This window comes from Paenibacillus sp. BK033 (assembly GCF_004345425.1).
GTDB lineage: Bacteria > Bacillota > Bacilli > Paenibacillales > Paenibacillaceae > Pristimantibacillus.
Genome location: NZ_SLVP01000020.1, coordinates 21,785 through 32,222 on the forward strand (window position 1 = coordinate 21,785; position 10,438 = coordinate 32,222).

A 10,438-nucleotide genomic window follows, 5' to 3' on the forward strand; every position below is an offset into this window, starting at 1 on the left:
ATGAATTTCAGGTGATCTTGATCTTTGCCCGCTTACGCATTTACGGCTTCCGTGACGTCGATTGCCTTGATCGTTATCTTGGAGGCTTGAAGTCCCTCCGCCGCCGCCGTGACAACCAGGTCCCCGGCTTCGGTTGTTGCTCGTACATAAGCGAGAAGCTTGCCGCGATGGGCTTTGCGTACCCGCGAGCTGTAGGGCTCGAGATCTTGAATATCGCCATTCTCCAGCCCGATAATTTCGCCAGGCCCTTCAACCGTTACCGCGATCGGATGATCGGCCAGGTAGACGGGACGACCCTCGCCATCCGTAATCCGGATCTCGATATGGGCAATATCCAGCCCGTCGGCCTGAAGCTCGGCGGTATCCGCTTGCAGCTGCAGCTGAGCCGCCTCGGCTACCGTTTGAAGCACGCAAGTATGGGTTTCGCCATCTTTTCCTTTCGCCACCGCTTCCAATGTTCCTTCCTCGAAGGCGGTCTCCCAGGTCAAGTACAGCTCCGGCGCATCCGCCAGCTTCTTCGCGCCAAGCGACCGGCCGTTCAGGAACAGCTCCACCTCGTCGCAGTTCGTATGGCAGCTCACTTTGAGCTGATCACCGGCGTCCCAGTTCCAATGCGGCACGCCGCCGGTCCATCTTCTCGAGCCCTTCTCCGATTCCTCCGCTTTGATTGCGGCAAGGAAAACAACGGGCTTGTCGCTCCACAAGCTTTGGCGGTAATAATAGCTTGTTTTCTTGAAGCCCGCCGTGTCCATAAACCCGGCTCCGGCTACGCGCACGGGCCAGCCCTTGGCTTCGCCCAAATAATCGATGCCGGTCCAGATGAACTGCCCGCTGATCGCATCGTTATCCCGAACCGCAAGCCAGGCCTGCAGGCTCGAGCCGTTCTCGCTGCCGTAGGTAACCCGGTCCGGGAATTTCCGGAGATCCTCCTCGTACAGATCCTCCTTGTAGTTGTAACCGACAATGTCGAGCGCTTCCGCGTAACCGGTCAGGTTGGACAGCTCCGGGAAAGCAAGCGCAGCCGTTACCGGCCTTGTCGTATCGCATTCCTTAACCGCCTTCGCAAGCCGCCTTGCGATAACCGCAAGACGCTCCGCATTGGGCTTATTCGGATCGTATTGCCGCTCCGCAGCCGGCTTGTTGGCATCGTTGTTGCCGGTCATCGTCTCGAAATAAGGATGGCAATACGGGTCGTTCGGATAATCCACTTCATTGCCTATGCTCCACATGATAATCGACGGATGGTTGCGGTCGCGCAGCACCATTTCCTTCAAGTCGATCTCGCCCCATTGCGGGAAATCCTCGTAATAGCCAAAATGCTTCGGCGGGTACACGTTATGGCCCGTCGACCATTTGTTCTTCACGCCCTCCCATTCGTCAAACGCCTCGTCGATAACAAGGAAACCCATTTGATCGCATAAATCCAGCAGATTGGAAGCCGGCGGATTATGGCTCATCCGGATCGCGTTGCAGCCCAATTCCTTCAGCGCTTCAAGCCTCCGGACCCAGACTTTTGCCGGAACGGCGGCGCCTAAAGCGCCTGCATCGTGATGCACGCATACGCCTTTCATTTTCATATTCGCGCCATTAAGGAAAAAGCCGTTCGCCGCATCGAATTCGAACCGGCGGATGCCGGCAGGCGTTTCGACATGATCGATCCGCTCGCCGTCGCGCAGGATCTCCGTTCTGACCGTGTAAAGATAATGGCTGTCCGGCGACCACAGCTTTGGATTTGCGACAATCAGCGTCTGCTCCGTTTCTTTCGCGGAATCGCCCGGAACGGTCATGCTGCCGCGCACCGTCTGAACGACTTGCCCCGCCTGATCCAGAAGCGTGTTCTTTATTTCCACCAGCTCATCCTTGGCATAACCGTTCGCCACTTTCACGTTAACCGCTACCTCAGCCTGCTTTTCCGATACGACGGGCGTGGTCACAAACACGCCGTACGTATCGATATGGACCTGATCGGTAACCGTCACGTATACGTCCCTGTAAATGCCCGATCCCGTAAACCATCTGGAATCGGCAATATCCTTATGGTCAACCTTTACCGAAATCATCGTTTCCCGGTCTCCAAATGAGACAAAATCCGTTATATCATAAGTAAAAGAGCTATAGCCGTATGGCCGTTTTCCGATATAATAGCTGTTGCACCATACCTGCGAGTTGTTGTAAACGCCTTCAAAAGTAATATAGACACGCTTGCCTTGCAGGGACTGCGGGAGATGAATAGCTTTTCTGTACCAGCCGATACCGCCTGGCAGATAGCCTGTTCCGCTGGAATGCTCCTCCGAGAACGGCTCTTCGACCGACCAGTCATGAGGAAGAGTAACCTGACGCCAATTGGAATCGTCTAAGCCTTTATACCAGGCACGAGGCTCGTCGCCTCTATGGAATTTCCAATTCAAATTGATATGGTTAATGATACGCCCCTTGTTCATCGTCTTTCCCCTTTCGCATGCCCTTAATTGCGATTCACCTAGATTATAGAGCTATAATAGGGAATATAGAATGAATCAAATTGCTGTAAACATACACAAAATTGTTGTTCCGGGAGTGACGCGTTGTGATCAGTATATCCGGTGATGCCCACGGCTGGCAGGAGCGCGGTATTGAGGATACAGAGCAATTTCTGGCCGTTAACTGGTGCGGCTACCAAAGGCTGCAGACGAGAAGCCTGTCGCGCAATCGCGAGCATGGACGGGTAGATTATCAACTGATCTATATCACGGGCGGCAAAGGCCGCTTTCGATTCCATAACGAGACGATCGAGGTGCCAAGCGGCAGCCTGGTCGTCTACACGCCGGGTCAGCCGCAGCATTACAGCTATCAGGCCGAGGACGGCACGGAGGTGTATTGGATTCATTTTACCGGCTACAGCGCATATGATTACCTGCAGCAATTCGGCCTGCTGCAGCAGTCCGTTCACACGGTTGGCATCCTGGATGAAGTGACGGCTTTGTTTAAAAAAATGATCCAGGAGCTGAATAGCCACCGGCCTCTCGGCAGCCATATGGTTAACGCTTATCTGCTCGAAATGCTTGCGCTGCTGGGCAGAAGGCTGCAAACGGCGGAGGAGCCGGGAGCCCAGGGACGGCATCCCGACATTAATCAGATGATTGCTTACATCCATGAAAAATACAGCGATTCCTTAAGCATATCCGAACTGGCGGGCGAATGCTCCTTGAGCGTATTCCGGTTTATTCACAAGTTCAAGGAAGTGACCGGCATGACGCCGATGAAGTATATTACCGAGATTCGGATAAATGAAGCAAAAAAGCTACTGTCGGAGTCTTCGCTTCATGTGAAAGAGGTCGCGGCGGTTGTCGGCTACGACAACCCACTCTACTTCAGCCGAATTTTCCGCAGCACCGTAGGCATTCCGCCAAGCGAATACAAGAAGCAATTTCAATGAAGGGAAAGGGCATAAAAAAGCCCTGTTCCGGGAACAGGGCTTACCTTATTCGGCAGAGCTTGAGAGAATGATCTCGTAGGGATAGCCCGGAATAACGGATCTCCGGTCTAGCGAGCCCGCTATCGTGATCGTAAAAGGCGCTGCCTCCGCTTGGGTCTGCGTCGGGAACCAGGATCGGTCCAGAGAGGCAACGATAAATAAGCCATGCTCATCGCCAACGGGCTGAAAATCCGCTCCGTTGCCTCGCCATGGCTCAAGATCCAGCTCCTCCCGGCAATACCGGACAGCCGTCGGCACGTCCGCTACCGGCATGCCCAGCTCGCTGACGCCCGTCACATCCTCGATGGAGAACGGTCCCTCCGCTTGGCTGGCAAGATTATGCCTCGCAATAAATTCCACGATGTTACCCGCGGCATCATAAAAGTAACAGGCATGGGCATTCCAAGCTTCAAAGCGGAATATCACTTCCTGCCCGTCGCTAAGCGGCTGAGTTCGTTCACGCACAAAGCGAACCGCCGACCCCAGCTTGTTCTCTTCAATGTTAAAAGCAAAATGATAGACATAGCTTTCATTAGCCTGCTTAAACGTTAATCTCGTATGCCCGGCCAGCACGGTGAAGGAGTCTTCCGCTTCCTCTATTAACGGCATGCCCAGCGACCCGGTGTAAAAGCTTTTTTGCTCCGGTACTTTATGCGTATACAGCTCTAACCGTTGGATGATCATTCGACTCTCTCCTTCCATACTCCTCACAAGTTCTGCTGGCAGACTGTATGAAATGCAGTATAACGCAACCAAATTGAACCGAAACCGCTGCTTCGTTGCATTTTTTACAGTATATTTACCCGTAATACGCTTCTGCTACCGGTTTGGCTGCATATATCCTGCATAACGTTCAACATAACTCTACCTCATTAGCTGATTGGGTTAAATATATTGCCTTTCATACAACGTAGCTAGGCACCGCTGGGCGATAGTCTTCCTTCCCTTACTCACGCTCGTATTTCACCAGGTTAAACCCTTCAAACCTCAGCGTTAGCCCGCCATCAAGATCCCCAAGCTGCTCCACGGGAATAAAAGCGCTGTTTCTGCCGTTCCCGTCATTAATCGGAAGCTTGGCGCCGTTATCGGCGTAATAATCCGGCATAAACAGGACGCTGCTGAAGGAATGATCGTCATGAAATATAGCGTCGGTTACAAAGCTGCCTTTGCCGTATAGATAAGTAGGATCAAGCTTCAACTCGATATAAATATTATCCGAATTCTGAGGCGGGTTGTACCAGGCAACCGTCTCCAGGTAAATCTTCGTATGATTGCGGTTATAGATAAGCTTATGCAGCTCGAACACATCGCCCTGCTTCTTCGGAATATAGGCCGGATCAATCCGGAAATTCAGCTTCACCGACTGCTGCTGCCCCGTAATCCGGTAACCATTACGCGAGAATAGATGATCCTCGATGACAGCCTGGGAATACCTCTCCTGGAGCATCGCGTGTACCGTTAGCAGCAAAGGCGTCAGCATAAAAGCGATCAGCAAGGCTGCAAGGCTTTTCACGGTAAAAATCCGTTCAAGCGAATAGCCGCGTATGCGAATGTTCACCTTCCTCATAACCTCCTTCGGCTTTTATTCTTTTCCTTTTATTGTACTCGATCAATGTCCTATAAATATGCTTTGCCAGTAAAATTTAACCTTACTTATAAACATAAAAAATCCTGAAAGGACCTCCGTCCTTCCAGGATTGCTTCGCTTTATTTTACCGCGCGGAAGCGGAATACCTTGCTCGAATAATCGCCGTGGAACAGAGGCGCTTGGATGCCGGCATGCATCAGCTCGTCGCCGCCAAATGCGCCTTCTTCTCCGTCCAGTACATAATCAAAGTTCGGATCAAGCCCTTTCAGGCGGAGACGGTCCAGCTTCTGATTGGCCTCTTGAAGGACGGATACGTAAACGACAAACGCTTCGCTCTTATCTTTGGAGACAAACATCCAAGCCGTCTCGTTCCCCTCAAACGGGCTGAGCAGACGGTAGAAATCGCCGAATTGCACGAGAGGACGAACCTCTTTGTACAGGGCAACCTGTTTCTTCACGGCTTCCTTCTCTTCTTCCGTAAACACGGTAAGGTCCAGCTCATAGCCGAAGTTGCCGGACAAAGCTACGTTGCCGCGGGTTTCAAGGGATGCTTTACGGCCAACCTGATGGTTCGGGATCGCCGATACATGGGCACCCATCGTGCTGATCGGATAAACGATGCTTGTACCGTACTGGATCTTCAGGCGGGAAACCGCATCGGTGTTATCGCTGGTCCAAGTCTGCGGCATGTAATACAGCATACCCGGATCGAAACGTCCGCCGCCGCCCGAGCAGCTCTCGAACAGAATATGCGGGAACGAAGAAGTAATCGTCTCGAGCACTTCGTACAGTCCCAGCATGTAACGGTGAGCCGTCTCGCGCTGGCGGTCAGCGGGCAGCAGAGCGGAACCGATCTCCGTCATGTTGCGGTTCATGTCCCATTTCACGTAAGTGATTGGCGCGCTCGACAGAATATCCGATACCGTCTTCACGATGTAGTCTCTTACATCCTGGCGGGAGAAGTCGAGAATCAGCTGATTGCGGCCTTGCGATCTGCGGCGGCCTTCCACATGGAGGCACCAGTCCGGATGCGCCTTGTACAGCTCGCTCTCCGGCGAGATCATCTCGGGCTCGAACCACAAGCCAAACTGCATGTCCAGACGTTTTACCCGGGCAACCAGATCCTCAAGCCCGTTCGGCAGCTTGTTCTTGTCAACAAACCAGTCGCCAAGCGACGTTGTATCGTTATTGCGTTTGCCGAACCAGCCGTCGTCGAGTACAAACATTTCGATGCCAAGCTCTTTGCCCGCCGTAGCGATCGCTTCGATTTTGTCCGCGTTGAAGTTGAAGTACGTCGCTTCCCAGTTGTTAACGAGGATTGGACGGGTCTTGTCGCGGAATTCCCCGCGAACCAGTCTTGTGCGATACAGCTCGTGATAAGTGCGGGACATGCCGCCAAGTCCTTCGGATGAGAAGACCATAACCGCTTCCGGCGTTTGGAACTGCGCTCCGGCTTCCAGCTTCCAGTTGAAGTCGAATGGATTAATGCCGATAAACAAACGCGACGAATGGTATTGATCTACCTCAACGCCCGCGATAAAGCTGCCGCTGTATACCAGGTTAACGCCGTAAACATCGCCATGATCCTCGGTTGCGCCTTCGCTTAGCAGAGCGAGGAACGGATTTTGCATATGGCTGGAGGAACCGCGGCGGCTCTCGACGGATTGCATGCCTGGCTCAAGCTTCCGCTTGTGCACGTAACGCTCGCGCGCCCACGCGCCGGACAATTGCAGCATTTCGAAGCGGTCATGGACAAAATCGACGCTCATGCTAAGCGCACGCTGCAGATCCAGCGTCATCTCGCCGTTATTCATGAATTTCACGGAACGCGTAATCGCGTCATGCTCCTCGAATACCGTATAGGACAATACCGCCGCAAGCCCGGTCAGGTCATCCTTCAGCGTCAGCTCAAGCGTCTGCGCTTCCGAATCCGACTCGACATACACAGCCGGCAGGCCTTCGAGCTTCTTTTTCCCGTTGTAGATTTCATGGGAGTGGTAGGTCAATTCCAGAATCGTCGAGCCGTTTGGCAGCTTCACCTGGTAAGCCGGCGAACGGAAATCGGTTGCTCCATAGGAAGGGTACTCCTGCGGCAAAGCATCCAGCGATAGATCCAATTGGTTCTGGTCCGGGTTCGGACTGAAGGACGCTCTTTCTTTGATCTGTAGCAGACGGTTAAGCTGCAGTCCTCTTACCTTCTTGCCCCAATAAAGGTGAGCGGGATAGCCCTGCTTCAGAATTTGAAACGCGTAGCTTGTGTTTTTCGATTGCAGATGAAATACGTTGGATTCCTGATCGTAAATAATGGCCATGGTTAGTTTCCTCCTCATAATGTCATATAATTTATCGGCTTGTTCCGCTGCTCTCCCGAACGATGAGCTTCGTGTTAATCGTAATGTGCGAGGCGATTTCTCTTCCCTCGACTCGTTCAAGCAGCAGCTGCACGGCTGTCCGGCCCATCAGCTCGGTGTGGACGCGCACGGTTGTAAGCGGCGGCGTAAGGAAGGCGGATACCTCGATATCGTCGAAGCCGACGATCGCCATATCCTCCGGAACGCGAAGACCGCGTTCATGAAGGGCGCGAAGCGCGCCAACCGCCATCGGATCGCTGGCAACAAAGCAAGCCGTAGGCCGGTGCCCCTCGTCCAGCATCCGAAGCATGACTTCATATCCGCCGTTCGACGACCAATCCGCCAAAACCATCAGCTCGGGGTTGTAAATGCCCCGCTTCTGCTGCAGCTCGGCGAACAGCCTGGTCCGAGGATCCTCGTGCTGTCCCTCCTCGCCATGCAGGTCGGGATTCGAGCTGCCTCCGATGAAACCAATCTCCGTATGCCCCAGCTCGTACAAATGACGAAGCACTTCCTTCATCGCTTGACCAAAGTTAAGCTGAACGGAGTCGCAATCATCCGGCGTCTGATCGTGATTGACGAAGATTACTCTGTCCTTGCGCGGATACAGCCGGTGAATCTCTTGTTCGTCAACGGAGCCCACCACGATAAGCCCGTCCAGCTCCGAAAGCGGCGTTGCTTCGGACTTCAGAACACCGCGGATAACCTTATCGATTCCGATGCCAAGCTCCTCGCAGCGGGTTTCAATGCCGCGCCGGATGGCGCCAAAGTACGGATCGCTATGCTCGTCTTCAAGCGTCGACCACATAACGAGACCAACCTTTATCGTGGAGAGCAGCTGATCCTGTTTCATTCGCTTGAGGCGCGCCGGCTTATATTGCAGCTGTTCGGCAATACTAAAGATGCGGCTGCGCGTCTCTTCGCTGACACTCAGCGACAAATCGTTATTCAGCACCCGCGATACCGTCGCAGGCGAGACGCCCGCTTCGCTTGCAATTTGTTTGATTGTAGCCATAAATGCCTCATTCATAAAATTTAGTTAATAAATTTACTAAACTACAATAAATATTGTAGCAAATAGCCGCGTAACAAACAAGAGCGAAGCTTGCGGGCTGCCCTAGCGGCAATCGCATGCTTCGCTCTATTTTTTCATGGGACTAATATTGACCCCTAAATTTTTCGTTGAACCTTGCCTTTTGTTTGGACCTATAAGCACAAGCAATAATTTACAATTTATGGATTTAAAAATATACTTATCTAATAACAAGGAGGGATGAGTGCCATGCGGATGAAGCGAATAAGAGATTTTACTATAGGTGTTATGGTAGGTGCTTTGCTGCTTTCCGGGACGATGGTTTATGCATCAGGTATAAATGTGGAAATGGTTTCTTTAAAGTTCTTCTTTAATAATAGCGAAAAGATTATGCCGGCTGACCAACATAGCTTTATCTATAAGGGAAGGACATATGTTCCGCTTCGTTATATGAGTGAGTCCGCCGGTCAAAGCGTTCAGTACGACAAGAATAACAAGGCAGTATATATAGGAACACCAAAAGAGGGAACGGTAACCTACTTAGAAAACATGAGGAATCTATCGGTTAACTATTCGTCGGCAGGATATACGCATGTCCTTTTAGGCAATGGAGAAACGGAATCTAATCTTGGCGAGAAGTTTTCCCACGGGATAATCGCTTCAGCTACGGACTCCGAAACGTATTATTCCGTGCACACTTATTTTCTGGATTCCAAATACAAACGACTAAAGGGTCTTATAGCCCCATTATCATTGTGGAATTATAGACCGGGTTCTAAAGATATTGGAACTGTAACCATAAAAGACGGAAAAGACAACTTATTATTTAAAAGCGGTGAAATTCCGTCGGACCTTACGTCTCCAATTCCCATCGATCTTGATTTGAGCGAAGTTTCGCTGCTAAAAGTAGATATAACGGTAGATACTATTACAGGTGGAAAATCGGGTGGATTTGCTATTTTTGATGCCAGATTGATTCAATAATATAGATCGAATAGGAAACAGGTAAAGGAGCGGAAATTCGCTCCTTTACCTGTTTCCTCTAATATGATGCGCGCTATTCGTGCTCCACCAAACGCCCGTCCTCCAGATACAAAACCCGGTCGCATAACGGAAGAACCCGTTCATCGTGAGTGACCATGATGGCGGCTTTGCCTTGCTCATTAGCCTCGCCCGCGATCATGCGCACGACATCCATTCCGCGGCTTGCGTCGAGGCTTGCCGTCGGTTCGTCCGCAAGCAGAACGGCCGGATCATTCATGAGCGCTCTGGCGATTGCGACGCGTTGGCGTTCTCCCCCGGACAGCTTCTCCGGATAGGCACGGCGGCGATGGGTCAAGCCCAGCTTCTGAAGCAGCTCCTTCGCCCTGCCTTTTGCCCTCAATTTGTCCATGCCTCCCTGCTTCGCCACGAACAGCAGCTGCTCTTCCACCTTCAAATAAGGAATCAGATTGGCGCTTTGAAAAATAAACCCAAGCTTATGAAGCCTCAAATCCGACAGCTCCTGATGAGCCTTGCCGATGACCGATTGCCCTTCAACCCGCACATCGCCGCTTGTTGGCTCAAGAAGCGCTCCCGCAATGGAGAGAAACGTGCTTTTTCCGGAGCCGGACGGCCCCATGACGGCAACAAGCTCGCCTTCCGCGACGCTTAAATTCAAGTGATCCAGCACTAAGCGCTGCGTGCCGCCATCCTCGAACGAATGCGTAATATTTTGCAAAACGATCCGTTGTCTCATGCCGCCGTCCTCCCTATTGCATCCAAAGCGTTTATTCTGTTTACTTTCCACACGGATAGCAGGGAGCCAGCCAGCGACATAGCTATCAAAGCGCCGCCTGTAAAAGCAAGCGTAGAGGCGGGAAGCCGGAACGGCATGCCGTTTGGCAATACCGCTTCCAACGCCTGAACGAGAAGCATGCTACCCCGAAAATTACTCTTAGCTCAGACCTAAATATGGCAACACGAAACTAAGCCCAGCTTTTATGTTTTTTTAAAAACTGTGCTTCTTCGAA

General features: G+C 51.9%; 8 protein-coding genes. 2 read left to right on the forward strand and 6 right to left on the reverse strand.

Annotated elements, in window-relative coordinates; translation table 11 throughout:
• Positions 1 to 32: 32 nt before the first annotated feature.
• Entirely contained in the window at positions 33 to 2,441 is a 2,409-nt protein-coding gene (locus tag EV294_RS29650; RefSeq protein ID WP_132313522.1) for a glycoside hydrolase family 2 TIM barrel-domain containing protein, read from the reverse strand.
• 125 nt (positions 2,442 to 2,566) lie between these two features.
• Between EV294_RS29650 and EV294_RS29655 the strand changes: the two genes are divergently transcribed.
• Positions 2,567 to 3,415: a helix-turn-helix domain-containing protein gene (locus tag EV294_RS29655; RefSeq protein ID WP_132313524.1), complete on the forward strand. Its 849-nt coding sequence runs from the start codon at positions 2,567 to 2,569 to the stop codon at positions 3,413 to 3,415.
• Between the two features lie 45 nt (positions 3,416 to 3,460).
• Here the strand turns inward: EV294_RS29655 and EV294_RS29660 are convergent, their stop codons facing one another.
• The 4 genes from EV294_RS29660 to EV294_RS29675 all read right to left on the reverse strand — a co-directional run bounded on the left by EV294_RS29660 (position 3,461) and on the right by EV294_RS29675 (position 8,408).
• Entirely contained in the window at positions 3,461 to 4,138 is a 678-nt protein-coding gene (locus tag EV294_RS29660) for a VOC family protein (RefSeq protein ID WP_132313526.1), read from the reverse strand.
• Between the two features lie 262 nt (positions 4,139 to 4,400).
• Positions 4,401 to 5,012, reverse strand: coding sequence for a hypothetical protein (locus EV294_RS29665; protein ID WP_132313528.1), 612 nt, complete (start codon positions 5,010 to 5,012; stop codon positions 4,401 to 4,403).
• Positions 5,013 to 5,161: 149 nt separating this feature from the next.
• Complete coding sequence (locus EV294_RS29670) at positions 5,162 to 7,354, reverse strand: alpha-galactosidase (RefSeq protein ID WP_132313530.1); 2,193 nt, start codon at positions 7,352 to 7,354, stop codon at positions 5,162 to 5,164.
• 31 nt (positions 7,355 to 7,385) lie between these two features.
• Complete coding sequence (locus EV294_RS29675; RefSeq protein WP_132313532.1) at positions 7,386 to 8,408, reverse strand: LacI family DNA-binding transcriptional regulator; 1,023 nt, start codon at positions 8,406 to 8,408, stop codon at positions 7,386 to 7,388.
• A gap of 267 nt (positions 8,409 to 8,675) precedes the next feature.
• Here EV294_RS29675 and EV294_RS29680 point away from each other — a divergent pair, with 267 nt between their 5' ends.
• Positions 8,676 to 9,410: a stalk domain-containing protein gene (locus EV294_RS29680; RefSeq protein ID WP_165930850.1), complete on the forward strand. Its 735-nt coding sequence runs from the start codon at positions 8,676 to 8,678 to the stop codon at positions 9,408 to 9,410.
• Positions 9,411 to 9,483: 73 nt separating this feature from the next.
• On the opposite strand, the gene EV294_RS29685 is transcribed toward EV294_RS29680, so the two are convergent.
• Entirely contained in the window at positions 9,484 to 10,164 is a 681-nt protein-coding gene (locus EV294_RS29685) for an ABC transporter ATP-binding protein (protein WP_132313536.1), read from the reverse strand.
• Between the last annotated feature and the right edge of the window lie 274 nt (positions 10,165 to 10,438).

Excerpts from the sequence above, each read along its gene's own strand:
- EV294_RS29685 (WP_132313536.1), bottom strand. The coding sequence starts at position 10,164 with ATGAGACAACGGATCGTTTTGCAAAATATTACGCATTCGTTCGAGGAT.
- EV294_RS29680 (WP_165930850.1), top strand. The coding sequence starts at position 8,676 with ATGCGGATGAAGCGAATAAGAGATTTTACTATAGGTGTTATGGTAGGT.
- EV294_RS29670 (WP_132313530.1), bottom strand. The coding sequence starts at position 7,354 with ATGGCCATTATTTACGATCAGGAATCCAACGTATTTCATCTGCAATCG.
- EV294_RS29650 (WP_132313522.1), bottom strand. The coding sequence starts at position 2,441 with ATGAACAAGGGGCGTATCATTAACCATATCAATTTGAATTGGAAATTC.
- EV294_RS29660 (WP_132313526.1), bottom strand. The coding sequence starts at position 4,138 with ATGATCATCCAACGGTTAGAGCTGTATACGCATAAAGTACCGGAGCAA.
- EV294_RS29675 (WP_132313532.1), bottom strand. The coding sequence starts at position 8,408 with ATGGCTACAATCAAACAAATTGCAAGCGAAGCGGGCGTCTCGCCTGCG.